At 72.4% G+C, this 25,877-nt stretch carries 27 protein-coding genes; 19 read left to right on the top strand and 8 right to left on the bottom strand.

Annotation, left to right across the window (positions count from 1 at the left end; all coding sequences use genetic code 11):
* Window positions 1–136 precede the first annotated feature (136 nt).
* The 5 genes from pdhA to ACFCZ1_RS09120 all read left to right on the top strand — a co-directional run bounded on the left by pdhA (window position 137) and on the right by ACFCZ1_RS09120 (window position 5,602).
* On the top strand, window positions 137–1,348 hold the full coding sequence (gene pdhA / locus ACFCZ1_RS09140) for a pyruvate dehydrogenase (acetyl-transferring) E1 component subunit alpha (protein WP_376677757.1): 1,212 nt from the start codon (window positions 137–139) through the stop codon (window positions 1,346–1,348).
* Window positions 1,348–2,328: an alpha-ketoacid dehydrogenase subunit beta gene (locus tag ACFCZ1_RS09135; RefSeq protein WP_376677756.1), complete on the top strand. Its 981-nt coding sequence runs from the start codon at window positions 1,348–1,350 to the stop codon at window positions 2,326–2,328. Before pdhA ends, ACFCZ1_RS09135 begins: the two co-directional genes overlap by 1 nt.
* A gap of 12 nt (window positions 2,329–2,340) precedes the next feature.
* Entirely contained in the window at window positions 2,341–3,747 is a 1,407-nt protein-coding gene (locus tag ACFCZ1_RS09130; RefSeq protein WP_376677755.1) for a dihydrolipoamide acetyltransferase family protein, read from the top strand.
* A 128-nt stretch (window positions 3,748–3,875) separates the two neighbouring features.
* Window positions 3,876–4,811, top strand: coding sequence for a GNAT family N-acetyltransferase (locus ACFCZ1_RS09125; protein ID WP_376677754.1), 936 nt, complete (start codon window positions 3,876–3,878; stop codon window positions 4,809–4,811).
* Window positions 4,812–4,837: 26 nt separating this feature from the next.
* Entirely contained in the window at window positions 4,838–5,602 is a 765-nt protein-coding gene (locus ACFCZ1_RS09120; protein WP_376677753.1) for a hypothetical protein, read from the top strand.
* Between the two features lie 28 nt (window positions 5,603–5,630).
* Here ACFCZ1_RS09120 and ACFCZ1_RS09115 read toward each other — a convergent pair whose 3' ends face one another.
* The 3 genes from ACFCZ1_RS09115 to ACFCZ1_RS09105 form a co-directional block, all read right to left on the bottom strand.
* Window positions 5,631–5,972 carry a pyridoxamine 5'-phosphate oxidase family protein gene (locus tag ACFCZ1_RS09115; RefSeq protein ID WP_376677752.1) on the bottom strand — a complete coding sequence of 114 codons (342 nt, stop codon included), beginning with the start codon at window positions 5,970–5,972 and terminating at the stop codon, window positions 5,631–5,633.
* Between the two features lie 144 nt (window positions 5,973–6,116).
* Complete coding sequence (locus ACFCZ1_RS09110; RefSeq protein WP_376677751.1) at window positions 6,117–7,343, bottom strand: DUF1266 domain-containing protein; 1,227 nt, start codon at window positions 7,341–7,343, stop codon at window positions 6,117–6,119.
* 9 nt (window positions 7,344–7,352) lie between these two features.
* Entirely contained in the window at window positions 7,353–7,757 is a 405-nt protein-coding gene (locus tag ACFCZ1_RS09105; RefSeq protein ID WP_376677750.1) for an ATP-binding protein, read from the bottom strand.
* Window positions 7,758–7,964: 207 nt separating this feature from the next.
* Here ACFCZ1_RS09105 and ACFCZ1_RS09100 point away from each other — a divergent pair, with 207 nt between their 5' ends.
* The 3 genes from ACFCZ1_RS09100 to ACFCZ1_RS09090 are packed head-to-tail and all read left to right on the top strand — an operon-like array spanning window position 7,965 to window position 9,269.
* Window positions 7,965–8,846, top strand: coding sequence for a helix-turn-helix domain-containing protein (locus ACFCZ1_RS09100; protein WP_376677749.1), 882 nt, complete (start codon window positions 7,965–7,967; stop codon window positions 8,844–8,846).
* Window positions 8,847–8,850: 4 nt separating this feature from the next.
* Complete coding sequence (locus ACFCZ1_RS09095; RefSeq protein ID WP_376677748.1) at window positions 8,851–9,027, top strand: DUF397 domain-containing protein; 177 nt, start codon at window positions 8,851–8,853, stop codon at window positions 9,025–9,027.
* The gene (locus ACFCZ1_RS09090) at window positions 9,024–9,269 is read left to right on the top strand and encodes a glutaredoxin domain-containing protein (protein WP_376677747.1); all 246 of its coding nucleotides are present in this window, start codon (window positions 9,024–9,026) and stop codon (window positions 9,267–9,269) included. The genes ACFCZ1_RS09095 and ACFCZ1_RS09090 overlap by 4 nt, the downstream gene beginning before the upstream one ends.
* A 9-nt stretch (window positions 9,270–9,278) precedes the next feature.
* Here the strand turns inward: ACFCZ1_RS09090 and ACFCZ1_RS09085 are convergent, their stop codons facing one another.
* Window positions 9,279–10,286 carry a GntR family transcriptional regulator gene (locus ACFCZ1_RS09085; RefSeq protein WP_376677746.1) on the bottom strand — a complete coding sequence of 336 codons (1,008 nt, stop codon included), beginning with the start codon at window positions 10,284–10,286 and terminating at the stop codon, window positions 9,279–9,281.
* Window positions 10,287–10,452: 166 nt separating this feature from the next.
* Here ACFCZ1_RS09085 and ACFCZ1_RS09080 point away from each other — a divergent pair, with 166 nt between their 5' ends.
* The 3 genes from ACFCZ1_RS09080 (at window position 10,453) to ACFCZ1_RS09070 (ending at window position 13,930) form a co-directional block, all read left to right on the top strand.
* Window positions 10,453–11,562 carry an FAD-dependent monooxygenase gene (locus ACFCZ1_RS09080; RefSeq protein WP_376677745.1) on the top strand — a complete coding sequence of 370 codons (1,110 nt, stop codon included), beginning with the start codon at window positions 10,453–10,455 and terminating at the stop codon, window positions 11,560–11,562.
* Between the two features lie 135 nt (window positions 11,563–11,697).
* Window positions 11,698–13,599 (top strand): C1 family peptidase, encoded by a 1,902-nt coding sequence (locus ACFCZ1_RS09075; RefSeq protein ID WP_376677744.1) that lies wholly within the window; start codon window positions 11,698–11,700, stop codon window positions 13,597–13,599.
* Window positions 13,600–13,618: 19 nt separating this feature from the next.
* Window positions 13,619–13,930, top strand: coding sequence for a protease inhibitor I42 family protein (locus ACFCZ1_RS09070; RefSeq protein WP_376677743.1), 312 nt, complete (start codon window positions 13,619–13,621; stop codon window positions 13,928–13,930).
* Here ACFCZ1_RS09070 and ACFCZ1_RS09065 read toward each other — a convergent pair.
* Complete coding sequence (locus ACFCZ1_RS09065; protein WP_376677742.1) at window positions 13,914–15,095, bottom strand: DUF418 domain-containing protein; 1,182 nt, start codon at window positions 15,093–15,095, stop codon at window positions 13,914–13,916. The genes ACFCZ1_RS09070 and ACFCZ1_RS09065 overlap by 17 nt on opposite strands.
* A 175-nt stretch (window positions 15,096–15,270) precedes the next feature.
* Here ACFCZ1_RS09065 and ACFCZ1_RS09060 point away from each other — a divergent pair, with 175 nt between their 5' ends.
* From ACFCZ1_RS09060 to ACFCZ1_RS09050, 3 genes are read left to right on the top strand one after another with little or no spacing between them, the layout of a single operon-like run.
* Complete coding sequence (locus ACFCZ1_RS09060; protein WP_376677741.1) at window positions 15,271–15,918, top strand: GntR family transcriptional regulator; 648 nt, start codon at window positions 15,271–15,273, stop codon at window positions 15,916–15,918.
* Entirely contained in the window at window positions 15,915–17,249 is a 1,335-nt protein-coding gene (locus tag ACFCZ1_RS09055; RefSeq protein ID WP_376677740.1) for a nitrate/nitrite transporter, read from the top strand. Before ACFCZ1_RS09060 ends, ACFCZ1_RS09055 begins: the two co-directional genes overlap by 4 nt.
* 47 nt (window positions 17,250–17,296) lie before the next feature.
* Window positions 17,297–18,277, top strand: a complete 981-nt coding sequence (locus ACFCZ1_RS09050; RefSeq protein WP_376677739.1) for a helix-turn-helix domain-containing protein — start codon at window positions 17,297–17,299, stop codon at window positions 18,275–18,277.
* A gap of 12 nt (window positions 18,278–18,289) precedes the next feature.
* Here ACFCZ1_RS09050 and ACFCZ1_RS09045 read toward each other — a convergent pair whose 3' ends face one another.
* Window positions 18,290–19,114: a maleylpyruvate isomerase family mycothiol-dependent enzyme gene (locus ACFCZ1_RS09045; protein WP_376677738.1), complete on the bottom strand. Its 825-nt coding sequence runs from the start codon at window positions 19,112–19,114 to the stop codon at window positions 18,290–18,292.
* A 155-nt stretch (window positions 19,115–19,269) separates the two neighbouring features.
* On the opposite strand from ACFCZ1_RS09045, the gene ACFCZ1_RS09040 reads away from it, so the two are divergent.
* The 4 genes from ACFCZ1_RS09040 to ACFCZ1_RS09025 are packed head-to-tail and all read left to right on the top strand — an operon-like array spanning window position 19,270 to window position 21,639.
* Window positions 19,270–20,055 carry a carbon-nitrogen family hydrolase gene (locus ACFCZ1_RS09040; RefSeq protein WP_376677737.1) on the top strand — a complete coding sequence of 262 codons (786 nt, stop codon included), beginning with the start codon at window positions 19,270–19,272 and terminating at the stop codon, window positions 20,053–20,055.
* A 22-nt stretch (window positions 20,056–20,077) separates the two neighbouring features.
* Window positions 20,078–20,245: a hypothetical protein gene (locus ACFCZ1_RS09035; protein ID WP_376677736.1), complete on the top strand. Its 168-nt coding sequence runs from the start codon at window positions 20,078–20,080 to the stop codon at window positions 20,243–20,245.
* A gap of 34 nt (window positions 20,246–20,279) precedes the next feature.
* A complete protein-coding gene (locus tag ACFCZ1_RS09030; RefSeq protein WP_376677735.1) occupies window positions 20,280–21,083 on the top strand; it encodes a hypothetical protein in 804 nt (267 codons plus the stop codon).
* A gap of 28 nt (window positions 21,084–21,111) precedes the next feature.
* Complete coding sequence (locus ACFCZ1_RS09025) at window positions 21,112–21,639, top strand: DUF4240 domain-containing protein (RefSeq protein ID WP_376677734.1); 528 nt, start codon at window positions 21,112–21,114, stop codon at window positions 21,637–21,639.
* On the opposite strand, the gene ACFCZ1_RS09020 is transcribed toward ACFCZ1_RS09025, so the two are convergent.
* Window positions 21,630–22,295 carry an MSMEG_1061 family FMN-dependent PPOX-type flavoprotein gene (locus ACFCZ1_RS09020; protein ID WP_376677733.1) on the bottom strand — a complete coding sequence of 222 codons (666 nt, stop codon included), beginning with the start codon at window positions 22,293–22,295 and terminating at the stop codon, window positions 21,630–21,632. The two genes, ACFCZ1_RS09025 and ACFCZ1_RS09020, sit on opposite strands and share 10 nt — an antisense overlap.
* A gap of 339 nt (window positions 22,296–22,634) precedes the next feature.
* Here ACFCZ1_RS09020 and ACFCZ1_RS09015 point away from each other — a divergent pair, with 339 nt between their 5' ends.
* Window positions 22,635–24,476 carry an NHL domain-containing thioredoxin family protein gene (locus ACFCZ1_RS09015; RefSeq protein ID WP_376677732.1) on the top strand — a complete coding sequence of 614 codons (1,842 nt, stop codon included), beginning with the start codon at window positions 22,635–22,637 and terminating at the stop codon, window positions 24,474–24,476.
* A gap of 51 nt (window positions 24,477–24,527) precedes the next feature.
* On the opposite strand, the gene ACFCZ1_RS09010 is transcribed toward ACFCZ1_RS09015, so the two are convergent.
* Window positions 24,528–25,820, bottom strand: a complete 1,293-nt coding sequence (locus ACFCZ1_RS09010) for a M18 family aminopeptidase (RefSeq protein WP_376677731.1) — start codon at window positions 25,818–25,820, stop codon at window positions 24,528–24,530.
* Between the last annotated feature and the right edge of the window lie 57 nt (window positions 25,821–25,877).

Raw genomic sequence — 25,877 nt, 5'->3', positions numbered from 1 at the left:
CGCAGGGCACTCGCCGGGGCACCTGTCACGCCTGAATCCCTACACGACGCGCACCCACCCCGTGCGCTGGTACGGATCCAGGTGAGCCGCACTGGACCCCGGAGAACCCGGGTGCCGGACCGACGGAGGAGCACACGTGACCGTGGAGAGCACTGCCGCGCGCAAGCCGCGACGCAGCAGCGGCACCAAGCGGGCGGCAGGCGCGGCGAGCGCCGCCAAGCCCGCCGCCGCTGCCACCGCGCAGACGCAGGACGCCGTACCTCAGCTCGTACAGCTGCTGACGCCCGAAGGGGACCGGGTAGAAACCGCGGACAACGCGGAATTCGCCCCCTTCGTAGCGGACATCACCACCGAGGACCTGCGCGGGCTGTACCGCGACATGGTCATGACCCGCCGCTTCGACGGCGAGGCGACCGCCCTGCAGCGCCAGGGAGAGCTGGGCCTGTGGGCCTCGCTCCTCGGCCAGGAGGCGGCGCAGATCGGCTCCGGCCGGGCGCTGAACGACGAGGACTACGTCTTCCCGACCTACCGCGAGCACGGCGTGGCCTGGTGCCGCGGGGTCGACCCGACGAACCTGCTCGGGATGTTCCGCGGTGTGAACCACGGTGGCTGGGACCCCAACACCAACAACTTCCACCTCTACACGATCGTGATCGGCTCGCAGACGCTCCACGCGACCGGTTACGCGATGGGTGTGGCCAAGGACGGCGCCGACGCGGCCGTCATCGCCTACTTCGGCGACGGCGCGTCCAGCCAGGGCGACGTGATGGAGGCCTTCAACTTCGCCGCCGTCTACAACTCCCCCGTGGTGTTCTTCTGCCAGAACAACCAGTGGGCGATCTCCGAGCCGACCGAGCGCCAGATGCGCGTGCCGCTCTACCAGCGCGCGCAGGGCTTCGGCTTCCCGGGCGTCCGCGTCGACGGCAACGACGTGCTGGCCTGCCTGGCCGTGACCCGCTGGGCCCTGGACCGGGCGCGCCGCGGCGAGGGCCCGACGCTGGTCGAGGCGTTCACGTACCGGATGGGCGCGCACACCACCTCCGACGACCCGACGAAGTACCGGCGGGACGAGGAGACGGCGGCCTGGGAGGCGAAGGACCCGATCCTGCGCCTGAAGGCCCACCTGCTGGCCACCGGCGGTGCCGACGAGGCCTTCTTCGCCGACCTGGAGGCGGAGAGCGAGGCGATGGGCAAGCGCGTGCGCGAGGCCGTGCGCGCCATGCCCGACCCGGACACCATGGCGATCTTCGAGAACGTCTACGCGGACGGGCACGCGCTCGTCGACGAGGAGCGCGCGCAGTTCGCCGCCTACCTCGCGTCCTTCGAGTCGGCCGAGGAGGGTCACTGATGGCTGTCGAGAAGATGTCGATCGCGAAGGCGCTCAACGAGTCGCTGCGCAAGGCTCTGGAGCAGGACCCGAAGGTCCTGATCATGGGCGAGGACGTCGGCAAGCTGGGCGGTGTCTTCCGGATCACCGACGGGCTGCAGAAGGACTTCGGCGAGGAGCGGGTCATCGACACCCCGCTCGCCGAGTCGGGCATCGTCGGCACCGCGATCGGCCTGGCCCTGCGCGGGTACCGGCCGGTCGTGGAGATCCAGTTCGACGGCTTCGTCTTCCCCGCGTACGACCAGATCGTCACGCAGCTCGCGAAGATGCACGCGCGCGCCCTGGGCAAGATCAAGATGCCGGTCGTCATCCGCATCCCGTACGCGGGCGGCATCGGCGCGGTCGAGCACCACAGCGAGTCCCCCGAGGCGCTCTTCGCGCACGTCCCGGGCCTCAAGGTGGTCTCCCCGTCGAACCCGAGCGACGCGTACTGGATGCTCCAGCAGGCGATCCTCAGCGACGACCCGGTGATCTTCTTCGAGCCGAAGCGCCGCTACTGGGACAAGGGTGAGGTCGACGTCGACGCCATCCCCGGTGAGCTGCACAAGGCGCGGGTGGCCCGCGAGGGCTCGGACATCACGCTGGCCGGCTACGGCCCGATGGTGAAGGTCTGCCTGGAGGCGGCGGCCGCGGCCGCCGAAGAGGGCAAGTCGGTGGAGGTCGTCGACCTGCGCTCGATGTCCCCGGTCGACTTCGACGGACTGCAGGCGTCGGTGGAGAAGACCCGCCGGCTCGTGGTCGTCCACGAGGCGCCCGTCTTCCTGGGCATGGGCTCGGAGATCGCCGCCCGCATCACCGAGCGGTGCTTCTACCACCTGGAGGCGCCGGTGCTGCGCGTGGGCGGTTTCCACGCCCCGTACCCGCCGGCCCGCCTGGAGGACGAGTACCTGCCGGGCCTGGACAGGGTGCTCGACGCCGTCGACCGCTCGCTGGCGTACTGAGGAGCCACGTTCATGACCATCCGCGAATTCAAGATGCCCGACGTGGGCGAGGGCCTCACCGAGGCCGAGATCCTCAAGTGGTACGTCCAGCCGGGTGACACGGTCACCGACGGCCAGGTCGTCTGCGAGGTCGAGACGGCCAAGGCCGCCGTGGAGCTGCCGATCCCGTTCGACGGCGTCGTGCACGCCCTCCTCTTCGAGGAGGGCACCACGGTCGACGTCGGCCAGGTGATCATTTCGGTCCGGACGGAGGGCGGCGCCGCCGAGGCCCCGGCACAGGAGGCGGCCCCGGTCGCCGCCGCCGAGGAGCCGGCCGCTCCCGAGGCGCGCCAGCCCGTCCTGGTGGGCTACGGCGTCTCCACCGCGTCCACGAAGCGCCGCCCGCGCAAGGCTCCGGCGCCGGCCGTGGCCGCGCAGAACGGCACGGCGGCTCCGGTCGCCGCAGCGGCTCCGGCCGCCCCGGTGCTCCCCGCGGTCCCGGCCCAGCCGGCCGGCGAGCGGCCCCTGGCCAAGCCGCCGGTGCGCAAGCTGGCCAAGGACCTCGGCATCGACCTGGCCTCCGTGGTGCCCACCGGCGACGGCGGGGTCGTGACCCGGGAGGACGTGCACGCGGCGGCCGCCGCGGCGATCACCCCGCAGGCAGCGCCCGCGCCCGCGGCCGCTTCCGTACCGGCTCCGGCTCAGGCCCCCGCCGCGGCCGGGGCGTCGGTGCGGGAGGCCCGTGAGACCCGTATCCCGGTCAAGGGCGTCCGCAAGGTCAGCGCCCAGGCCATGGTCAGCTCCGCCTTCACCGCGCCGCACGTCACCGAGTTCATCACCTTCGACGTGACCCGCACGATGAAGCTGGTCCAGGAGCTCAAGGCCGATCCGGACCTCGCGGGGCTGCGCGTCAACCCGCTGCTCCTGATCGCCAAGGCCGTCCTGGTGGCCATCCGCCGCAACCCGGACGTCAACGCGTCCTGGGACGAGGCGGCCCAGGAGATCGTGCTCAAGCACTACGTCAACCTGGGCATCGCGGCGGCCACGCCCCGCGGGCTGATCGTCCCGAACATCAAGGACGCCGACGCCAAGACGCTCGGCGAGCTGTCGACGGCCCTGTCCGAGCTGGTCGCCACGGCCCGCGACGGCAAGACCTCCCCGGCGGACATGCAGAACGGCACCATCACCATCACCAACGTGGGCGTCTTCGGCGTCGACACCGGTACGCCGATCCTGAACCCCGGCGAGTCCGCGATCCTCGCTGTCGGCGCGATCAAGCTCCAGCCGTGGGTCCACAAGGGCAAGGTGAAGCCGCGGCACGTCACCACCCTGGCCCTGTCGTTCGACCACCGTCTCATCGACGGCGAACTCGGCTCCCGCTTCCTGGCCGACATCGCGGCGGTCCTGGAACACCCCCGCCGCCTGATCACCTGGTCGTAGCGGCACGCACGACGTCCCACCCGATGGCCGGTCTCCCCCGCGGAGGCCGGCCATCGGCCGTGGGGCGGCCGAAACCCCTGGGCCGAAAACCCCTGCCCGGCGAGAACGCTTGATGTGATCATCACCGGATGTTCTTCCGCGCTGCCACCGCAGACCCCGCAGACCTGGACCGCGCCGCCGCCTACCCGGCCGACGGCCCCGTCGCCGCCCTGACCGCCGAGAGGATCCGCGAGGAGCTCGCCGCCGGACGGTTCCGCCCCGAGTGGATCTGGTTCGCCGAGGACGAGGACGGTGAGGTCCTGGCCCGCGCCCTGTGGTGGGGCCGCGCCGACAGCGAGCGGCCCGTCGCCCTCGACTGCCTCCAGGTGCGGGCCTCCGTCACCGACCCGGCCGCCGTCGCCGCCGGGCTGCTGGCCGCGGGGCACGCCGCCTTCGGCGCGCTCCCGCTCTACAACCTCTCGCTCCCCCGGGGATGGCGGACCGACCCGGCGCTGGCCGAGGCCGTCGCCTGGCGCCGGAAGGCGGCGTACGAGACCGGTCTGACCAGCGTGATCGAGCGCCTGCGCTACGAGTGGACGCCGACCGCCGGGACGGCCGCGCCCACCGGGCGGCTGGTCTTCCGCGAGGGCACGGACGAGGAGTTCCTGGACGCCTTCGTCCGGCTGTCCAGCGGCAGCCTCGACGTGGCCACCCGGAACGAGCTGCGCGTGATGGACGCCGGGCAGCTGGCCCGTGAGGACTTCGCCTTCTACCTCGACTGCCCCGGCGAGCGCTCGTGGTGGCGCCTCGCCGAGCTCCCGGACGGCACGCCGGCCGGTATGGCCATCCCGTCAGCGACGCCCTACCACCGCAATGTGGGGTACCTGGGCGTCGTACCGGAACAGCGCGGCCGGGGCCTGATCGACGAGATCCTGGCCGAGATCACCCGCTTCCACGCGACTGCGGGCGCCGACCGGATCACCGCGACCACCGACACCGTCAACGTCCCGATGGCAGCCGCCTTCGACCGCGCCGGCTACGAGGTGACGGAGATCCGCCTCGTCATGGAAGGACCGACCCGCTGAAGGGTCGGACCGGGTAGCCTCCCGGCGTGTCGATAGCCGAGTTGCAGGTGTACTCCGTCGAGGAGGCCGACGTCACCGGCGGTGTGTGCGTGGTCCGCTGCGTCGGCGGGGTGGCGCGCACCGGGCAGGTCTACGCGGTGGGGGAGCTGCGGCTGTGGCTGCGCCGCATCGAGCGGTACGGGCGGCCCGTCGGCTTCTTCGACGCCGGTCACACGGCGAGGGTCCGCCTCACGGGCGCGGTCGTCGGGCTGCTCAGCCGCGGGCAGGTGCTGACCTCGGTGCCGCCCGACGGCCACTCGCTGGAGGAGCTGGAGGACTGGCTGGCCACCGGCCCGCCGCTGGGCGACGAGCCCCATCCGCGGACCCTGCGCATCCTGGCCGTGGGGTGGATGCAGAACGACCGGGTGCCCGACGGGATCCGGCTGCGATGGGGCCGGGTGGCGCTGGCCGCGACCTACCGCTGTGCGCAGGCGGAGGGCGGGAGCGACCTGGCCCGGGGAGCCGAGCTGGGAGCCGTACGCGGATACCTGATAGGGGAGTTCGGCCCGGAGCGCGGCGGAGATCCGGCGGCCCTGTGCCGGGAGCTGCTGGACCTGATCGACCTGACCCCGCAGGCGGCGGTGGCGGAGGCCCGCGGCTGGCGCGATCTCCCTCGCCCCCGCATCCTGCACCTGCGCCGCATCAAGAACCTGATCGCGCCGATGGCCCTCGTACGCCCCCACCTCCCGGACGCGGGCCCCCTCGCCGAGGCGGTCGACGCGTGGTCGGCGGCCCGGCCCCGCCTGCCCTGACGGGAAGCCCGTCGTACGGGCCCGGCCCTCAGCCTCCGGCCTTGGCGGCGTTGCCGAGGACCTTGGCCGGGGTGATGCGGACGACGACGCGGACGTTCTCGGCCGGGGCGTCCTGGTACTCCTTGCCGGCGCCCGGGCCGAGGTACTCCTCGGCGATCCGGACGGCGACGGCCCGGCCGGCGTCCTCGGTGACCGTGGCCGTGCCGCGGATCTCGGCGTACAGGAAGGGATTGGCCAGGTCGAAGACGGTGAGGCCGACCCGTCCGTCCCGGACGATGTTGCGCTCCTTGCGGCGGACCCGCTCGGTGGAGATCAGCCAGGTCGGCGCCCTCGCGGGACACCCAGACGACGGAACTCTGCGGGCTGCCATCGGGGTTGAGGGTGGAGAGGACCGCGGGGTGCGGGGCGTCGAGCAGGGTGCGCACGGTGTCGTTCAGCTCAGCAGTCATGTGCGGAAGGCTAGTTGCCGGTGGCCCGGCAGGCCCCGGCAATGCGCCGGGCGCGGCCGTCTTCGTCAGGTCCAGGGGATGTTGAGCCACGGGCTGCCGGGATCGGTCGTCAGCGCCCGGTGGGTGGCGACCATCTCCTCGTACCAGTGCCCGAACTCCTCCTCGTCGAAGTGCAGGCAGCGCCCGAGGATGAACCCGACGGACAGGTCCTCCCACGAGCGGTACGCGAGCTTGCAGACCCTTCCGGCCCGCACGACGGCGTCCTCGGTCTCGGCGAGGCTGCCGAAGCGGGCGCCGAGGCCCCAGCGGGCCATCTGCGAGGCCCGGCCGTAGTCCCAGGCCTCGACGGACCGGACGTACTTCCCTTCGGCGAGCAGTCCGTCGGCCCGGAACCGCTGCTCGTAGCGGGCGATGCGGCCGATCACCCGCTGGATGCCCGCGATCTCGCCCTCGACCTCGGCGGCCGGGCGCGGCTCGGCCATGGTGACGCCGTCGGGGGTGATGCGGGGCTCGGCGGCCCGTTCGGCGTTCGCCCGGAGGATGGACGCGGTGGCGCCGCGCCAGTGCTCGATGTCCACGGGTCCCGCGAACTCCTTGGCGAGGGCGCGGCGCACGCGGAGGGCGAACTCCCATACGGAGCTGACCATGTCGGCGCTCAGGAGCTGCTCGGTGCTGGTCAGCCACTCCTCGCGGGTGGTGACGCCCCACCACTCCTTGAGCTTGCGGCGCTCGGCGCTGTAGCCGTCGCCGTGGTAGCCGATGGCGTTCCAGAACATCCCGTTGTTCACGGACAGGTGCGCGCCGCAGGCCAGCCCGAAGGCGACGGGTCCGTGCAGCGGGCCGCCGAGGTGGAGGGCGTGGACCTTCTGCTGCTCCAGGCCGGCGTAGCGGGGCCTGCGGTCGCGGTGGAAGGCCCAGGTGGCGCGGTGGGCCGGGGTGGCAGGGAGGAAGACCTCGAAGGGGGTGCCGGGGTTGACGGCCAGGTAGGCGGGCCCGCCGGTGGCCGGGAAGGCGTCGACGAACCAGCTGAGGCTCTCGCGTTCGAAGACCAGGTCGGGGGTCGGGACGGGAAGCATGCCGGCCGTGAAGGTGACGTAGGCGTCGGCGCCGACCTGGGGGAAGTAGGTGCGTTCCCGGCGGATCAGGTCGGGATGCGCGTCCTGGTAGGCGCGGGACTGGGGGATGAAGAGTTCGGTGAGCGCGAGGGCGTCGAAGAAGGCGACCCAGTCGCCGCGGTCCTTGGCCTCTGCCAGTTCTCGTTCGATCGCGCTCGGAGCGGTCCAGTTCCCCATGCGGAAACCCTAGCCGGAGCCGTCGATCTCCAGTTCGGCCCATACGGTCTTGCCGACGACCCGGTCCGAGGCCCCCCACCGCTCGGAGAGCAGGCTCACGATCTGCAGCCCGCGCCCGTACTGCTCGTCGTCCCGCGCCGCTCGCAGTTCGGGCCGCCGCTCCTTTTTGGGATCGGTGACCGCGACGCGGAGCACTGCTCCGGTGAGCTCCACCTCGACCCGCAGGTACCGGTCCCACACCGAGCCGTGCAGCAACGCGTTCGTGGTCAACTCGCTGGTCAGCAAGGCCACATCCGAAGCCAGCCCGGGCTGGCCCCACGCGACGGCCAGCCAGGCGGCCCACCGCCGGGCCGCTGGTACGGAGTCCTGGCGGGGCGGGTAGTCCCGTACGTCGTACCGGGTCGGCTCGTCCATGTCCGGTGCACCTCCTGTGCGGGCGGTGGCATGCCGGTGCCTCGTGGACAGGCCGGTGCACTTCCGCCAACTGTTGCTGTGCGGTGAGCGGTTCGTCACCGACGGTAGGGGTGCGTCAGCTCTGGGAGCAAGCAGTACGGGGAAGATATTCCCCGTACGAGTTACGGGGGTGTCGACGCCGCACCGTGAGGGCGAGACACTGGGCCGGTGAACGCTGGAACACGTGAAGGCCGGGGAAGCCGGACGTCGACGGTGCTGGGGCGTCGACTGGGTGGCGAGCTTTACAAGTTGCGCACAGCGGCGGGCAGAACCCAGCTGCAGGCGGCGAAGGAAATCAGCGCCACCTCGACGAAGATCGTGAAGATGGAGAGCGGATGGGTGCCCATGCGGGACCCGGATATCCGCGTGCTGTGCGAGTTCTACGGCGTGACGGACGGGCAGTTCGTGACGGGACTGCTCGACCTGGCCCGGCTGGACCGGGAGCGCCGCAAGGCCAAGGGCTGGTGGCAGCACATGCCCATCGTGGGTGGCCTGGGCGAGTACATTGCGATGGAGCAGGTCGCTACGCGTGTCCGCACGTGGCAGCCCGCTCTCGTGCCCGGCCTGCTTCAGACTCCGGAATACATCCGGGCGTTGGGTGTCACGTCCAACTGGTCGCACCCCGACGAGATCGAAGCGCTGGTGACGTCACGGACCAAGCGGCAGGCGCGGTTGTGGGGCGACGGACCGCTGGAGTTCCACGCGGTGATCTGGGAAGCCGCGTTGCGCCAGCAGGTCGGTACCGCCGAGGTGATGCGCGCGCAGCTCGATCACTTGGTGGGGATGGCGAAACTGTCCCATGTCCACGTCCAGGTGTTGCCGTTCCGGGCCGGCAGGCACCATGGCGTCGACGGTTCCTTCAACATCGTCTCGTTCGCGGATCCCGGGGCGCTGGACGTCGGCTATGCCGAGACCCTCGGCTCTACTCTGTGGGCGGAAGGCGCGGAGGCCAACGAGGCATACAGCCGGGCGTTTGCCCGGGTGTCACGGCTGAGTCTTGCGCCGCACGACTCCGTGAGCCTGATTGCCGCGATCAGCAAAGGTATGTGAGCCCGTGAACCAGTTCCAGTTCGTGAAGTCCAGCTACAGCAATGACCAGGCCAACAGCGAGTGCGTCGAGGTGGCCACCAATGTGGCCGGAACCGTCGCGGTCCGGGACAGCAAGCAGGGCGACGGGCCCGTCATCCGGGTCAACGACACCGCGTGGGCGGCCTTCGCGGGGGCGCAGTGACTCCCGGGACCACCGTCTACTGGCGGCCCGGGTGCTTGTACTGCATCAAGCTGCGCACACGGCTGCGGCTGGCCCGGATCCCGTACCGGAAGGTCAACATCTGGCGGGACCCGGACGCGGCGGCCTTCGTGCGCAGTGTGGCGGACGGCAACGAAACCGTCCCCACCGTGGTCGTCGGGGATCGCCCCGCCATGGTCAACCCGAGCCTCCGGCGGGTCCGCGACGCCCTCTGCGGTGCGTAGGCGGGGGCTCTACGTCGAGGTGGGGGCGGTCCCGCCGGAACGAGGGCCTTCGATGACGGGCGTCAGGCCGTCCAGGAGGGCCCCCAGGCCGCATTCGAAGAGCGCGTCCAGCCGCAGGTCGTAGCCGTGCTCGAAGGAGCCGACGACCTTGGAGAAGACCGGGAAGCGGCCGGAATCGACCAGGTTCCGCAGGGCGGGGGCGCGGCTGTCCATCCACTGGTCCTCCGACTGGCCCGTGGCGGCTTCGGCCTGCGCCTCCATCTCCAGGTGCACCGCCAGGCTCTGGACGTGGCTGTACAGCAGGACGTGGATGTCGAACAGCGTGGTGGGGTCGAGGCCGTGCCCGTCGAGGGCGCCCAGCATCCACTCGCCGTGCACCATCAGACCCGGTGCGAGCAACGGGCGCGTGAGGGAGCCGAGTTGCGCCAGCCACGGGTGCTTCCGGTACAGCTTCCACATGGTCCGGGCGCCCAGCTCGATGCGCGGACGCCACTCCTCGGGGGCGCCCGGGGGATAGGACTCCTCGCCGAACGCGGCGTCGGCCATGTGCAGGACGAGGTCTTCCTTGCTCGGCACGTACCGGTAGATCGACATCGGTGCGACGCCGAGCCGGGCCGCGACGCCGCGCATGGAGAGCGCCGCGATCCCTTCGGTGTCGGCGATCTCGATGGCGGTGCGGACGATCCGGTCGAGGCTCAGCTCCTGCTCGGGGTCGGCGGCGGGAGACGGGCGCCTGCGAGCCGGCGCGGTCGGCGCGGCGGGCGCGGCGGGCGCGGCGGATGAGGATGCGGCGACGACCGTGCCGACGCGGGGCCGGGCCTCGACCAGCCCCTCCAGGCGCAGGGTGGTCAGGGCCTTGGTGGCGGTGGCGAGTGCGACGCCCCATTCCGCGGCGATCTGCCGGGTCGAGGGGATCCGGTCCCCGGGGGTGAGTTCACCGTCCGTGATGCGCCGCCGGATCGCGGCGACGATGCGCAGGTAGGGCGGATCTGCCGGTGTGGATGTGGTGTGCGTCACGTTCTCCCGCCTCCTTGTCCTGTACTAGTGCAGAGGGTAGCAGCGGCGATGTTCGGTCGCGGCTCGTCTGTCCTAGTGCATGTCTGCATGTGAGCAGTTGAAGGGGCTGCACGTACGACGTACGTTCAGGGCGCGTACACCGTACAAGCGGCTGAAGGAGCGTCCCATGCAGACCGTACTCATCTCCGGCGGCGGAATCGCCGGGCCCGTCTTCGCGTACTGGCTGCGCCGCCACGGCTTCGCGCCCACCGTCGTCGAACGCGCCCCGGGCCGACGCCCCGGCGGCCAGGCCGTGGACGTCCGCGGCGTCGCGCTCGATGTCGTGGAGCGCATGGGCCTGCTGGAACGGGTGCGGGGGGTACGGACCCGGATGCGCGGCATGTCCGTCCTCGGCCCCGACGGCCGTGAGATCGACCGCTCCACCGAGGCGACCTTCAGCAGCGGCCGGCTCGACAGCGAGGACGTCGAGGTGCTGCGTGAGGACCTGGTGGAGATCGTGTACGAGCACACCCGCCCGCACGTCGAGTACCTCTTCGGCGACACCGTCACCGCGCTCGACGAGGACGGGAGCGGCGTGCGCGTCGCCTTCGCGCAGGGGGCGCCCCGTACCTTCGACCTCGTGGTCGGGGCCGACGGCCTCCACTCCACCGTGCGGCGCCTGGCCTTCGGGCCGGAGGAGGACTACGCCCACCACCTGGGCAGCTACCTCTCGGTGTTCGGCGCGGACAACTTCCTCGCCCTGCAGGACTGGCAGATGTGGCTGCGGGCCGGTGACACGGGCTTCGGCATCATGCCCGTACGCGACAACACCGAGCTCAGGATCGCCTTCGGCTTCGCGTCCGAGCCCCTCGCCCCCGCCCTGCGCGAGGGTGACGCCCTGCGGCAGACCGTCGTGGACAAACTCGCCCCGATGCGGTGGGAAGGGGCCCGCCTGGCCGAGGCCGCCCGGAACGCGCCCGACTTCTACTGCGACGCGATGGCGCAGATCCGCATGGACCACTGGTCGCGGGGCCGGGTGGCCCTGCTGGGCGACGCCGGCTACTGCCCCTCCCCCCTCTCGGGGCAGGGCACCAGCCTGGCCCTCGTGGGCGCCCATGTGCTGGCCGACAGCCTTGCCCGGTCATGCGGCGACCACCGCGCCGCGTACGCCCGGTACGAGCGCCGGATGCGCCCCTACGTCACCCTCAACCAGGCCCTGGCCACCGAGAACCCCGGCGGACCCGCCTCGGAGGAGTCCGTGGCCCACGCCAAGAACGCGATGTCGCTGGACAGCTGACCCGGGCGCCGGGGCCGCCGCCCCAAGAGCCCCCCTCGTGCCCCCGCGCGACCGTACGGCCCCCCTTGACGCTCCCCGGCACCGGCGGGAGGCTCCCGGGGCCGGGATCCGAACGGTTGCAGCTGGGGGGCCGCCATGCCGGAGGAATCTGTCCAGACGGTGGGGGAGCTGCGGGCACGGCTCGCGGCGCTCGGGGCCCGCTGGTCGGTCCTTGAGCGCCTGGCCGACGAGGAGCCGGTACCGCGCCCCTCGCTCGGCCTGGAGCCCGGCGCGAACCTGACCCCCGCCGAGGCGGTGCGGACCGTCGACCTGCGGGCGCTCATCGGCCGGGAGAGCGCCAACCCGCACCTGACCCGGCGCCGGGCCGCTCACGGGCTGCTCCCGGGAACGCGGACGGCCGCGGGGGCCGCGGGCCCGGCCGCCCGGCCCGCCGCCGTGGACTGGCGCAGCCGCTGGGGCCGGCCCTGGATCACCAAGGTCAAGGACCAGAACCCGTGCGCTTCCTGCTGGGCCTTCGGCGCGGCCGGCCTGGTGGAGTCCATGGCCCGCATCGAGCACGGGGTGTGGGCCCCGCGCTCCGAGGGGGACGTGCACGACGGCCTGAAGTCCAGCTGCGGGCAGGGCGGCAACCCGGAGACCGCGCTGGACTGGATCAAGGACAACGGCGGGCTCGCCGACCCGGACTGCTGGCCGTACAGCACCCCGCCCGACGGACTGCCCGCGGCCCGGCGCGACGCCTGGCGCGCCGAGTACACGCCCAGCTGGGACCGTTCGGGGCGGACCGTGCGCATCGCCGGATACGTCCGCCTCGGCGACGTCGAGCAGCAGAAGGTCTGGCTGGACACGGTCGGCCCGCTGACCGCCTGTTTCGACGTGTACGACGACTTCTTCGCCCTGGGCTCCGGCGTCTACCACCGCACCAGCGACCAACTCGCCGGCGGGCACTGCGTGCTGATCGTCGGCTACGACGACGCGGCGGGCTGCTGGCTGTTCAAGAACTCCTGGGGGACGGGCTACCACGTCGGCGGCTACGGCCGGATCGCCTACGGCGAGGTCAACATCGACTACTGGGCCAAGTGCGGCCTGGGCGGCACCAGCACCGACCCGTGGACCAAGCGCCGCCTGCACACCGGCAACGTCTACGAGAGCGGCAACGGCCGAGCCCACCGCAACTTCGAGCTCCTCGCGCGGGCCGGCGGCGGCCGCCTCCAGCACTGGTGGCGCGAGGGCGACGCCCCCTTCGCGTGGGGCCGGGCGGGCACCTTCGCGAACGACGCCTCGGGCCAGCCCGCCTTTACCGGGACCACCTACAACCGGAACATGGAGTCCCTGCACGTGACCACGGCCGGCCGGCTGCGCCACTGGTACTACGAGCAGTCCGCCGGTCTCTGGCGCGACGGCGGCGCCTTCGGCCCGGGCGACGCGGCCATCGGTTCGACCCCGGCCTTCATCCAGAGCGACTACGGCAAGCCCGGCAACTTCGAGGTGGTCGTGCGGACCGCGGACGGCCGCCTGAACCACTGGTGGCGGATCAACGGCGCCCCCTGGAACTGGAACGACGGCGGCCGCTTCGCCTCCGGCATCGCCCACTACGGGCCCGCCCTCGTCCAGACCCGCCGTCGCCACCTCGACCTCGTCGCCACCCGCACCGACGGCCGGATGCAGATGTGGTGGCGGGACGACGCGAACGCCTTCGTCTGGCGCGCCGGGGAGGTGTTCGGCGAGGGGGTGACCTCCGCGCCCTGCCTGATCGAAGGGCAGTACGGAGCTGTGGACGAGGACACGGCCGGGAACTACGAGCTGTGCGTGGCCGTCTCCGGCGGGCGGGTCGAGCACTGGTGGCGCGGCAACGCGGCCGGCTCGGCCTGGAGCCGCAGCGCGGTCTTCGGGCGCGACGCCGTCGCGGTCACCGGGATGCTCCAGGGCAGTTTCGGGTTCAACCTGGAAGTCGTGGTCCTGCGCGCCGACCGCCTGCTCCAGCACTACTGGAGGGACCGGGCGGGCTGGCACGAAGGGCCGGTGATCGGCCCCGCCTGAGAGGCCCGGGAGGAGCAGGGTGGAGGTACGGAGGGTCGTACTGGGCCCCGGTGAGCCGTACGAGCTGCGGCTCACCGGCCGCGGGGCGCGGGGGTACGTGTGGACCTGGCAGGTCAGCGGCGACACCGACGCGGTGGCCGTGTCGGCGGGGCCCGCGGAGTCCGGCGAGGGCCTGCCCGGGGCGGCGGTGGAGCGCACGTACGTCGTCCGGGGCCGTGCCCCGGGCGGCGGCCGGGCCCGGATCCGGTTCGCGCAGGTCCGGCCGCCCTACCCGGACGAGGCCCCGTACGACGAGTTCGTGCTGGACGTGGAGGTCACCGCCGCCCCCTGAGCGCGACGTGCTGGACGTACTCCAGCGGGCCGCGGCCGAAGCGGCGCAGCCACAGCCACGACCCGGCCGACAGGGTCAGCGCGACGGCCGCCCACAGGCCCATCACCCACCAGGGCCCGGACCCGGCGAGCCGGCCGGCCAGGCCCAGCCCGATCCCGTAGCAGAGCAGCACGCAGAGCACGTTCTGGGCGACGTAGCAGGACAGGGCGGTGCGGCCGACGGAGCCGAGGGCGGTGGTGACGGGCTTCGGGATCCACAGCCGGTCGAGGGCGACACCGATCAGGCCGATGTAGCCGACGGCGACCAGCGGCGCGACCCCGTAGCGACCCAGGACGAAGAAGGCGTCGCCGCCGAGGGTGGTCGCCGCGTTGAGCGGCAGTCCGAGGCCGAGGCCCCAGGCGGCCGTCCGGGTCCGGATGCGGCGGCCTTCGGCGGTGGCGGTGAAGGCGCCCGCGCGGTGGAGGCGGACACCGAGGAGGAAGAGGAAGACGAGCAGGCCGAAGGAGAAGACGGGCTCGACGCGCAGCGCGGCGAAGTTCTCCAGGCGGAAGGCGATCTGGGCGCCGTAGCCGCCCCGCTCGTACAGTTCGACGGCGTCGGCGGCCGGGGCCTTCGGCGTGCCCTCCGGCTTCGTCACGGCCGCCAGGGTCACCAGCGCGACCAGGGTCAGGTGCACCGCGGCGGCCGCCCGCATGGTGTTCCTGCGGACCCTCTCGGAGCGGGCCAGCAGCCAGGCGACGAGGAGGGCGGTGACGGCGTACCCCATCAGCACGTCCCAGGCGAACACGAGGACGAAGTGGACGGTGCCCTCGACGAAGAGGAAGGCGGCGCGGCGCGGGTAGCGGCCGGGCCAGGGGTCACCGCGGCGTGCGGCGGAGTCGTACTGGATGGCGAGGCCCACCCCGAACAGGACCGTCAGCAGCGCCAGGAACTTGCCGTCGGCGAGGAAGCGGAAGACGGACTGCGCGATGGTCGCGGCGGAGGGGTCGGCGAGCGGGTCGGGGGAGGCGAGCCCGCCCGTGAGGACGCTCCACTCCGAGCCGGGTGAGGCGAAGATCCAGACGTTGGTCATGAGCGTGCCGAGGATGGCGGCGCCGCGCAGGACGTCGAGGAGCGGGAGCCGGGCGGTCTTCCGGTCCACCGGGGCGATGAGTGTGTCGGCCATGTCCTCAGCGTCCCGGCGCGCGCGGCGCCGTACGTCGTGCCGGTGGACGAAGTCCCGCTACATCCTTCGATGCAGTCCTCGCCGCGGTCCCCGCCCCGCCCGGGAGGAGGCCGCGCACGGTCTCGGATGCCGGGACGCGATACGGGTGTACCCCTCATGTATCTATGCTGTGCCCATGTCAGCACCCGCACCCGCACCGGCCGCCGACCGCGTCTACCGGCACCTCAAGCAAGGCGTGCTCGACCGCCGGTACGAGGGCGGCACGCTCCTCACCGAAGGCGAGGTCGCCGAAGCCGTCGGCGTCTCCCGTACGCCGGTGCGCGAGGCCCTGCTGCGCCTGGAGACGGAGGGGCTGATCCGGCTCTACCCGAAGAAGGGCGCGCTGGTCCTGGCCGTGTCGGCGCAGGAGATCGCGGATGTCGTCGAGACCCGGCTGCTGGTCGAGGAGTTCACCGTACGGCGGGCCGTCCCGGCCCCGGCCGCGCTGCTCGGGCGGCTGGAGGAGCTGCTGCGGGCGCAGGAGCGGCACGCGGACGGCGGCGACCTCGCGGCGTTCGCCGCCCTGGACCGCTGCTTCCACGCCGAGATCGTCCGGCACGCCGGAAACCAGATCCTCTCCCGTCTGTACGACCAACTGCGCGACCGGCAGCTGCGGATGGGCGTAGCGGTGATGCACGCCCACCCGGACCGCGTCGCGCAGAACCTGGCCGAGCACCGCGAGATCCTGACGGCGGTGCGCGCGGGCGACGCGGAGGGGGCGGCGGCGTGCGTACGGGCCCACGTGGGCCGGGTCGGAAGCCTGATGCGCGGCGACGCCCGGTGAGCGCCCTCGATCCTCCCGGCGGCCGCAGGGCCGTCGCCGTCTGGGGCATAGGCGTCGCCGTCTACTTCGTGGCGGTGATCTTCCGGACCAGCCTGGGCGTCGCCGGACTCGACGCCGCCGACCGCTTCCACGTCAACGCCTCGGCGCTGGCGACCTTCTCGCTGCTCCAGCTCCTGGTGTACGCGGGGATGCAGATACCGGTGGGGCTGATGGTCGACCGGCTCGGCACCAAGAAGGTGCTGACCCTGGGCGCGGTGCTCTTCACCGTCGGCCAGCTCGGCTTCGCGCTCTCGCCCTCGTACGACATGGCACTGGCCGCGCGGGCCCTGCTGGGCTGCGGCGACGCCATGACCTTCATCTCGGTGCTGCGGCTCGGCACCCGGTGGTTCCCGGCCCGTCGCGGGCCGCTGATGGCGCAGCTGGCCGGGCTGGTGGGCATGGCGGGCAACCTCGTCTCCACGCTGGTGCTGGCGCCCGTCCTGCACGGGGCCGGCTGGGTGGCCGCCTTCGGGGGGAGCGCGGTGGCGGGGCTGGTCGTCCTGGTCCCGCTGGTGCTGTTCCTGCGGGACCATCCGGAGGGCCACGGCCCGCCCTCCCCGGCCCGCGGTACGGCGGCGTCCGGAGGGTTCGTACGCCGTCAGATCCGCGCATCGTGGAGCGAACCGGGTACCCGGCTCGGCCTGTGGGTGCACTTCACCACGCAGTTCCCGGCGATGGTGTTCCTGCTGCTCTGGGGAATGCCGTTCCTCGTCGAGGCGCAGGGGCTGTCGCGGACCACCGCGGGCGGGCTGCTGACGCTGGTGGTCGCCTCGCACATGGCGCTCGGCCTGGTCTACGGACAGATCGTCGGCCGCCGGCAGTCCGCGCGGATACCGCTGGCCCTGGGAACGGTCGGCCTGACGGCCCTGCTCTGGGCCTCGGTGCTGGTCTACCCGGGCCAGCGGGCGCCGATGTGGCTGCTGGTCACCCTGTGCGCGGTGCTGGGCTCCTGCGGCCCGGCGTCGATGATCGGCTTCGACTTCGCCCGCCCCGCCAACCCGGCGGAACGCCAGGGCACCGCCTCCGGGATCACCAACATGGGCGGCTTCATCGCCTCGATGACCACCCTGCTGGCGGTGGGCGTCCTGCTGGACGCCACCGGGGACGACTACCGCGTAGCCTTCTCGACGGTGTTCGTCCTGGAGGCGTTCGGCACCGCGCAGATCCTGCGCCTGCGGGGCCGGGCCCTGGCGCGCGAACGTGAGCGGAGGCCGTCCGCGCCGGTCGCGGAACCGGTGCCGGCCGTCGCCGCCTGTCCCCTCCCGGAACCAGGAGGCCGCACGGCCCGGTAGCGCCGTCCCGCCGGGGGATCGGGCACCGCGGAGGAGGGATCGGGGAGATGTGGGCTGAGCTGTCCGCGGACATGATCGCGCCGAAGGAGAGGTTCGACTGGTACAACGAGGTGGTCGCCAGCTCGCTGGTGCCGGTCGACCTCACGAGCGAGCGGTCCGCGGACTTCCGGTGCGGAGCGTCGGTGCTGGACCTCGGCGCCGCCCAGCTGGCCGCCCACGCGTACGGGCCGCTGTACTCGCGCCGGACGTCCGCGCTCATCCGGCGCTCGGACCCGGAGCAGTTCCAGCTGGGGCTGATGGTCCGCGGTGGGATGTGGATGTCCCAGCACGGCGGCGGCGACGCCCAGGTGGGCCCCGGCGACATGATCCTGTGGGACACCTCGAAGCAGTGGGAGGCCGCGACACGCGCCGGGGACGCCACGGTGGAGGCGGTCATCCTCCAGATACCGAGGGCCGCACTGCCGCTGCGGGAGGACCGCGTCGCCGGGCTGTTCGGCCGTCGCATCGGCGGGGAGAGCGGCATGGGGGCGGTCCTCGCGCGGTTCCTGTCCTCGCTCCGCTCGCACGGTGCCGAATGCGGGCCGCCGGAGCTGCGCCGGCTGGGATCGGTGGCCGTCGATCTGGCGGCAGCCGTCCTGGCCCAGCGCGCCGACGCCTACGACGAACTCCCCGCCGAGGCCCGCGCCCGCGCCCTGCGCGGGCGGATCGACGCCTTCATCGACCACAACCTGGGGGATCCTGCGCTCACCCCGGCCCTGATCGCGGCCGCCCACGGCATCTCCGTACGCGCCCTGCACCTGCTGTTCCGCGACCGGCCGCAGAGCGTCGCGGCGACCGTCCGCCGCCGGCGCCTGGAGCGCTGCCGCAGTGATCTGGCCCGCCCCGAGCTGGCCGCCCGGTCCGTCCACGACATCGCCGCCCGCTGGTGCTTCACCAGCGCCCCGGTCTTCAGCCGTTCCTTCCGCGAGGCGTACGGGACCAGCCCCAGCGAGTTCCGCCGGGCAGCCGCCCGGGTGCCCGGGCGGTGACGCCCGCGGCTGCTACGGGGTGACGGCGAAGTTGGCCAGGATGGCGCCCGCCAGCTCCGTGTCGCCCTCGATCTTCACCCGGTCGGCGACGGACTGCGCCCGGACCCGGCCCGCGGCGAGGCGGACGTACGTCTCCCAGTCCAGCGTCAGGGTCACGGCGGGGCCCAGCGAGGGCGACTTGTCCACCGTCCCCCGCCCGTCCGCGTCGACCCGTACCGTCCGCATGAACTCGACCGGACCGTGCACGTCGATCACCACGGCCGAGTTCGCCGGCGCGCCCGCCAGCTTCGCGACCACCCTGGGCAGCTCGGCGAGGAGGATGTCCCGCGCCACGTACGCCCCCGGCGAGTCCCAGTTCCCGGGCACGCCCAGCGCCGTGCGCAGGTCCTGCTCGTGGATCCACACGTCGAACGCCCTCAGCCGGAGGGCGAATTCCAGCGTCACCTGGTCACCCAGCGGCCCCCGCACCATCGTGGAGGGATCCCGCTTCTCGTTCCGCAGCTGCCGCGAGCGCCGGATGATCGTGTACTCCAGCTCCGAGGTCATCTCCGGCGCGGTGTGGTGACGCCGTACGTCGACCTGCACCTCCATGTACCGGCTGAACTCGTCCACCACGTGCCGCAGGTCCCGGGCCACGGTGTGGATCGGCCGCGGGTCGCCGAGCTGCTCGCATTCGATGCCGATGATGTGTGACACGACGTCGCGGACCGACCAGCCCGTGCACGGCGTCGCCCGGTTCCACTCGCCCTCCGCCAGCGGGAGGACCAACTCGGATATCGCCTCGATGGAGTGCGTCCACGCGTCGGCATAGGGCTGAAGGCTGGGATGGACGGTCAACGGGACCCCTCGCGGTGCTGTTCAGTGGCGCGTTCTGGAGCTCTGGACATCAGACTCGGTTTCCAAAACTACGCTGCCGGTGAGCACCCCGGCAGTGCTTTCGTGTGACGATCGTAGGCCCGAGTTGACGGCTTGAACGCCAGGACGGTGGTAATGTGCGCGCCTCGCTAATCCAAATCGCGGTGAACGAGGGCGAGTCGGTATCTTCCCGGCGCGCCCGGGCGGCCGAGCTCGTACGGGAGCAGTCCGCCTCCGATCTCGTCGTCCTGCCCGAACTGTGGACGGTCGGCGCATTCGCCTACGAGCAGTTCGAGACCGAGGCGGAGCCGCTGGACGGCCCGACCTTCGAGGTCATGTCGAAGGCGGCGGCCGACGCCGGGGTCTGGCTGCACGCGGGCTCGGTCGTGGAGCGCGCCGGCGACGGCTCGCTCTACAACACCGCCCTCGTCCTCTCCCCGGAGGGCGAGCTGGCCGCCACCTACCGGAAGATCCACCGGTTCGGCTTCGACCAGGGCGAGGCCGTGCTCATGTCGGCGGGCGAGTCCCTGACCACGGTGGAGCTGCCGGAGCAGACCCTCGGCATCGCCACCTGCTACGACCTGCGCTTCCCCGAACTGTTCCGCGGCCTGGTCGACGCCGGGGCCACCACCATGGTCGTCGCGGCCGGCTGGCCCGCGCGGCGCCGCTCGCACTGGACGCTGCTCAGCCGGGCGCGCGCGGTGGAGGACCAGTCGTACGTGCTGGCCTGCGGGCTGGCCGGCACCCACGCGGGCGTCGAACAGGCCGGGCACAGCCTGGTGGTCGACCCGTGGGGCGAGGTCCTGGCGGAGGCGGGCCCCGGTGAGGACGTCCTCACGGTCGACCTCGACCCGGCCAAGGTCCGCGACACCCGCGCCCAGTTCCCGGCCCTCAAGGACCGCCGCCTGGGCGCAGGGCTCTGACCGGGCGGAACGCCTCATCGGCATGTTCCTGATGATCCCGTCGGCCGTGCCGTTGCTGCCGGCCCGCGGGGCCGACCCCCGCCGCCACCCGGTGGGAGCCCGGGTACGGGCCGGCATCGCGGGTGCCATCGGCCTGTGCACGGCCGGGGGGATCGTCTACGGCATCGCCGCCGTGGCCTCCCGGGCCTGAGAGGCCCCATCCGCGCCCGCGATAGGTTGCCGTCATGCCCCTGCTCTACGTGACCGACCTGGCGTACCCGGCGCGCGGCCGCCGGTACTGCGACGAGGACATATTCCTCACGTCCCGGCTGCGCGCCCACTTCGACCTGGCCCTGTGCCACCCCGAGGACGCGGAGGCGCTCCTGCCCCTGGGCTTCGACGCGGTGATCGTCCGCAACAGCGGCCCGGTCCTGCACTACCAGCGGGCCTACGACTCCTTCCGCGCCGCGGCGCTCGCGGCCGGCACCCGCGTCTACAACCCGCTCACCGGCCGCGGCGACATGGCGGGCAAGCAGTACCTCCTCGACCTGACGGCCGCCGGCTACCCGGTGATCCCGACGATCGACGACCCGGCGCGGCTGCCCGAGCTGCCGCAGGTGCCGCAGTACGCGGTCAAGCCCAAGCAGGGCGCGGACTCCATCGGCCTCACCTTCACCGACGACCCGACGGGCCCGGCGGGGGAGATCCTCATCCAGCCGCGCATCGACTTCGCGTACGAGGTGTCCTTCTACTTCGTCGACGACGCCTTCCAGTACGCCCTCTACGCCCCGGACCCGGCCCGGCGCTGGGAGCTGCGCCCCTACGCCGCGACCGACGCGGACCTGGCCTTCGCCCGGGCCTTCGTCGCCTGGAACACCCTCTCCCACGGCGTCCAGCGGGTGGACGCCTGCCGGGCCCCTTCGGGCGAACTCCTGCTGGTCGAACTGGAGGACCTGAACCCGTACCTCTCCCTGGACCTCGTCCCCTCCGACGTCCAGGACGGCTTCGTCGCATCGCTCACCGGGTCTCTCCGCTCCTTCCTCACCTGATGTCAGACCCGGGTGCGAGGCTCTGCGCATGGACAAGCAGACCTTCTGGAAGCTGATCGACACGGCGCGCGCGGAGGCGGCGGACGGCCAGGTGGCGGAGCACACGGCGGGGCTGCTCGCCCGCCTGCCGGAGGCGGAGATAGCCGCGGCCCAGCAGGTGCTGTGGGACCTGCTGGCGGAGTCCTACCGCAGCCCGCTCTGGGCCGCGGCCTATGTGATCAACGGCGGCTGCTCGGACGACGGCTTCGACTACTTCCGGGGCTGGCTGCTGACGCAGGGCGAGGCGGCCTTCGAGGCGGCCCTGGCCGACCCGGACTCCCTGGCGGCCCACCCGCAGGTCCGCGCGGCCGCCGCGGAGGGCCTGGAGCTGTGGGACGAGGAGGCGCTGTCCATCGCCTGGACCGCCTACGAGGCCGCCACCGGCCGTGAACTCCCCTCGGACTCCTTCACGATCAGCTACCCGGCCCTGGACCCCTCCTGGGACTTCGACTTCGACGACGACGACGAGATCACGGCCCGGCTGCCCCGCCTGAGCTCCCTCTTCGACTACTCGTAGCGGTAGAGCAGCGATTCGCGCTCGTGCTGCCGGATCTCCTCGATCGTCAGGCCGGGGAGGTCCAGGTGGGAGAGGGTGACCTCGGCGGAGCTCGGGACGGCGTCCTCGGTGAGCCACTTCTCGGGCTTCCAGGCGTCGCTGCGCAGGAACGCCTTCGGGCAGTGCTGGTAGGCCTCCTCGACCTCCACGACGATCGCGCTGCGCGGGGGCTTGCCGACGGCGGTCAGCTGCTCCAGCAGACGCGGATCGGCGGACACGCAGGCCCTTCCGTTCACGCGCAGCGTCGTGGCCCGGCCGGGGATGATGAAGATCAGCCCGGCCCGGCCCGTCTCCACGATGTTGTGGGCGGTGTCGAGCCGCTTGTTGCCGGTGGCGTCGGGGATGGCGAGGGTGAAGTCGTCCAGGACGGCCACGAATCCGGGCGGACCGCCCCGGGGAGTCACATCGCAGTGGCCGTCGGCGCCGGCGCTCGCGATGAACACCAGCGACGATCGCCCGATGACGGCGCGGGCGGCGTCGTGGATCCGGTCCACGGCCTTGCGGCGGGCCAGCTCGCCGGGCTCTTCGTAGAGTTCCCGCAGCTGGGCCGTGCTCCGGACGGCGGTGGCGTCCACGGCATCGAATGTCCGCCCGCTCGGCGGCGTAGTGGCTGTCATGTCCACGCACGCTACCGGGTGATCACGACCTGGAGCCCGCTGGTGTCGAGGTCGATCCCGAACGGCTAGGGCAGCCGCACCGACGTCCCGAAGGGGTGCGGCCCGTCGACCTCCGTGTGTACTCGGCGTACCGGTCACCCTGCATGTGCCGGATGGCGTACTTCAGCGCACGCTCGGGATCGATGTCCTCGCTATGGCCGCGGGCGGTGTTGGTCATGCCCGACGCCTCCTTCACTGCTTTCGGCCACGGTCCCACGAGGGTCCGCGCTCCGTCGTCACCCCTGGGGGTCGTCGTACTGCCGTGACCGGGCGTTCATGGGCGGATGGCAAGCTTGAAGGATGAACGATGCTGCCCCGGCGCCCACCCCCGCGCCCGCGCCCCGCCGTGCCCGTGTCCGTGCCCCCGAGCTGATCGGCAAGGGGGGCTGGCTGAACACCGGAGGCAAGCCGTACACACTCGCTGACCTGCGAGGACGGATTGTCATTCTCGATTTTTGGACCTTCTGCTGCATCAACTGCCTGCACGTCCTCGACGAGCTGCGCGAGCTGGAGGAGAAGCACCGCGACACCGTCGTGATCATCGGCGTGCACTCGCCGAAGTTCGCGCACGAGGCCGAGCACGCATCCGTCGTCGACGCCGTCGAGCGGTACGAGGTGCACCACCCCGTGCTGGACGATCCGGAGCTCGCGACCTGGAAGCAGTACGCCGTACGCGCCTGGCCCACGCTCGTCGTGATCGACCCCGAGGGGTACATCGTCGCCCAGCACGCCGGTGAGGGGCACGCACACGCCATCGAGCGGCTCGTCGAGGAGCTGGAGGCCGAGCACGAGGCCAAGGGGACGCTGCGGCGCGGCGACGGGCCGTACGTGGCGCCCGAGCCGGTCGCGAGCGACCTGCGGTTCCCCGGGAAGGCGCTGCTGCTGCCGAACGGGAACCTGCTGGTGTCGGACACCACGCGGCACCAGCTCGTGGAGCTGGCCGCCGACGGGGAGAGCGTCGTACGGCGCGTCGGCAGCGGGAAGCGCGGCTTCACCGCCGACAGCTTCAGCGAGCCGCAGGGGCTGGCGCTGCTGCCCGACGGGACCGTCGTCGTCGCCGACACCGTCAATCACGCGCTGCGCCGCTTCGACCCGGTCACCGGGACCGTCGAGACCGTCGCCGGTACCGGGCGCCAGTGGTGGCAGGGCTCGCCCACCTCCGGGCCCGCGCTGGAGGTGGACCTGTCCTCGCCGTGGGACGTGGCCTGGTGGCAGGGCAAGGTGTGGATCGCCATGGCCGGTGTCCACCAGCTGTGGTCCTGGGACCCGGAGAGCGGGACGGTCGAGGTCGCGGCCGGGACCACCAACGAGGGACTCCTCGACGGGCCCGCCGCCGAGGCCTGGTTCGCCCAGCCCTCCGGGCTCGCGGCCGCCGGGGACCGGCTGTGGATCGCCGACTCCGAGACCAGCGCCCTGCGCTACGTGGAGGCGGGCGAGGGCGGGTACGTCGTCAAGTCCGCCGTCGGGACCGGCCTGTTCGACTTCGGCCACCGGGACGGGGACGCGGGCCAGGCCCTGCTCCAGCACCCGCTCGGGGTGACCGCCCTGCCCGACGGCTCGGTCGCGGTGTGCGACACGTACAACCACGCGCTGCGCCGCTACGACCCCGCCAGCGGCGAGGTCTCGACGCTCGCCACCGACCTGCGCGAGCCGAGCGACGCCGTGCTGGTCGGCGACGACATCGTGGTCGTGGAGTCCGCCCGGCACCGGCTGACCCGGCTGCGGCTCCCGGAGGAGGCCGTACGGGTCGAGTCGGTGGCCCACCGTACGCAGCGCGCCGCCACCGAGGTGGCCCCCGGCACGCTCCGTCTCGACGTGGTCTTCCAGGCCCCGAGCGGGCAGAAGCTCGACACCCGCTACGGGCCCTCGACGCGCCTGCTGGTCTCCTCGACCCCGCCCGAGCTCCTCGCCGGTGGAGAGGGCGCCGGGACGGACCTGTTCCGGGAGCTCGCCCTGAACCCGGACGTCACCGAGGGCGTGCTGCACGTCTCCGCGATGGCGGCGTCCTGTGACGACGACCCGGCCAACGAGTACCCGGCCTGCCACGTCCACCAGCAGGACTGGGGGGTACCCGTCCGTGTCACCGACGGCGGCGCCGCCCGGCTGCCCCTCGTCCTCGCCGGAATGGACGACGAGGGGTAACCGGGACCTCGGTCGCGGCGGGAAGGCCGCGCTGCGCGGCCTTCCTGGGGCTCAGCCCTCCAGGAAGGCCAGCAGGGCGTTCGCCAGCAGGAACGGGTCGTCCGCGCCGCACAGTTCGCGGGCGCTGTGCATGGAGAGGATCGCGACGCCGATGTCGACGGTCTGGATGCCGTGGCGGGCGGCCGTGATCGGGCCGATCGTCGTGCCGCACGGCATCGAGTTGTTGGAGACGAAGGTCTGCCACGGCACGCCGGCCCGCTCGCAGGCGCTCGCGAACACCGCGCGCCCGCTGCCGTCGGTCGCGTAGCGCTGGTTGACGTTGACCTTCAGGATCGGTCCGCCGTTGGCCCGCGGGTGGTGCGAGGGGTCGTGGCGCTCCGCGTAGTTGGGGTGCACGGCGTGACCGGTGTCGGAGGACAGGCAGATGGTGCCCGCGAAGGCGCGCGCCCGGTCCTCGTATGAGCCCCCGCGCGCGAAGACAGAACGTTCCAGCACGTTCCCCAGAAGCGGCCCGTCCGCGCCGGTGTCCGACTGCGAGCCGTTCTCCTCGTGGTCGAAGGCGGCCAGCACCGGGATGTGGTCGAGCTTCCCGCTGGTGGACGCGGCCGCCAGCGCGGCGACGCCCGCGTGCACGGAGAGCAGGTTGTCCATCCGGGGACCGGCGAGCAGTTCGCGGCCGCGGCCGAGGTAGGCGGGGGGCTCGATCGAGTGGACCATCAGGTCCCAGCCGGCCACCGAGCCCTGTGCCAGGCCCTCTTCCTCCTCCAGGAACGCGATCAGGTCGCCCTCCTGGACCTCGCCCAGACCCCAGATCGGCTGCATGTGCCGCTGCTTGTCGAGCTTGAGCCCGTCCGAGTTCACCGACCGGTCCAAGTGCACGGCCAGTTGGGGCACGCGCAGCAGCGCGCGGTCCACGTTCACCAGGCGATCGGTGCCGTCCCGCAGGGTCAGCCGCCCGGCCAGGCCCAGGTCGCGGTCGAGCCAGGTGTTGAGCAGGGTGCCGCCGTAGATCTCGACGGCGATCTGCCGCCAGCCCTGTGAGCCGGTGTCAGGCAGCGGCTTGACCCGCAGGTTGGGCGAGTCGGTGTGCGCGCCGACGATCCGGAAGGGGGTGTGCGCGGACGCGCCTTCGGGGACGAACCAGGCGATGAGCGCGCCGCCGCGGAGCACGAACTTGCCCCCGGTGCCGGCATCCCAGGCGTCCGTTTCCGACAACTGCCTGAAGCCTGCCTTCTCCAGCCGCTCGGCCGCGTTGGCCACGGCGTGGTACGGCGACGGACTGGCCGTCAGGAAGGTCATCAGGTCGTCGGTGTGGCCGCGGTCGAAGCGGGCGGGAGAGCTCATGTGGTTCACCTTAACGACGGTCGTGTACGCCATGGCCGGACTGCGGCGGATGGCCGA

Origin of the sequence: Streptomyces sp. NPDC056224 (genome assembly GCF_042267665.1) — a bacterium.
Lineage (GTDB): Bacteria > Actinomycetota > Actinomycetes > Streptomycetales > Streptomycetaceae > Streptomyces.
Note: the sequence above shows the minus strand (reverse complement) of the source record. Positions and strands in the feature narration are given on the sequence as shown.

Excerpts from the sequence above, each read along its gene's own strand:
- ACFCZ1_RS09135 (WP_376677756.1), top strand. The coding sequence starts at position 1,348 with ATGGCTGTCGAGAAGATGTCGATCGCGAAGGCGCTCAACGAGTCGCTG.
- ACFCZ1_RS09130 (WP_376677755.1), top strand. The coding sequence starts at position 2,341 with ATGACCATCCGCGAATTCAAGATGCCCGACGTGGGCGAGGGCCTCACC.
- ACFCZ1_RS09125 (WP_376677754.1), top strand. The coding sequence starts at position 3,876 with ATGTTCTTCCGCGCTGCCACCGCAGACCCCGCAGACCTGGACCGCGCC.
- ACFCZ1_RS09115 (WP_376677752.1), bottom strand. The coding sequence starts at position 5,972 with ATGGCAGCCCGCAGAGTTCCGTCGTCTGGGTGTCCCGCGAGGGCGCCG.
- ACFCZ1_RS09110 (WP_376677751.1), bottom strand. The coding sequence starts at position 7,343 with ATGGGGAACTGGACCGCTCCGAGCGCGATCGAACGAGAACTGGCAGAG.
- ACFCZ1_RS09105 (WP_376677750.1), bottom strand. The coding sequence starts at position 7,757 with ATGGACGAGCCGACCCGGTACGACGTACGGGACTACCCGCCCCGCCAG.
- ACFCZ1_RS09080 (WP_376677745.1), top strand. The coding sequence starts at position 10,453 with ATGCAGACCGTACTCATCTCCGGCGGCGGAATCGCCGGGCCCGTCTTC.
- ACFCZ1_RS09075 (WP_376677744.1), top strand. The coding sequence starts at position 11,698 with ATGCCGGAGGAATCTGTCCAGACGGTGGGGGAGCTGCGGGCACGGCTC.
- ACFCZ1_RS09065 (WP_376677742.1), bottom strand. The coding sequence starts at position 15,095 with ATGGCCGACACACTCATCGCCCCGGTGGACCGGAAGACCGCCCGGCTC.
- ACFCZ1_RS09060 (WP_376677741.1), top strand. The coding sequence starts at position 15,271 with ATGTCAGCACCCGCACCCGCACCGGCCGCCGACCGCGTCTACCGGCAC.
- ACFCZ1_RS09050 (WP_376677739.1), top strand. The coding sequence starts at position 17,297 with ATGTGGGCTGAGCTGTCCGCGGACATGATCGCGCCGAAGGAGAGGTTC.
- ACFCZ1_RS09035 (WP_376677736.1), top strand. The coding sequence starts at position 20,078 with ATGTTCCTGATGATCCCGTCGGCCGTGCCGTTGCTGCCGGCCCGCGGG.
- ACFCZ1_RS09030 (WP_376677735.1), top strand. The coding sequence starts at position 20,280 with ATGCCCCTGCTCTACGTGACCGACCTGGCGTACCCGGCGCGCGGCCGC.
- ACFCZ1_RS09025 (WP_376677734.1), top strand. The coding sequence starts at position 21,112 with ATGGACAAGCAGACCTTCTGGAAGCTGATCGACACGGCGCGCGCGGAG.
- ACFCZ1_RS09020 (WP_376677733.1), bottom strand. The coding sequence starts at position 22,295 with ATGACAGCCACTACGCCGCCGAGCGGGCGGACATTCGATGCCGTGGAC.
- ACFCZ1_RS09015 (WP_376677732.1), top strand. The coding sequence starts at position 22,635 with ATGAACGATGCTGCCCCGGCGCCCACCCCCGCGCCCGCGCCCCGCCGT.
- ACFCZ1_RS09010 (WP_376677731.1), bottom strand. The coding sequence starts at position 25,820 with ATGAGCTCTCCCGCCCGCTTCGACCGCGGCCACACCGACGACCTGATG.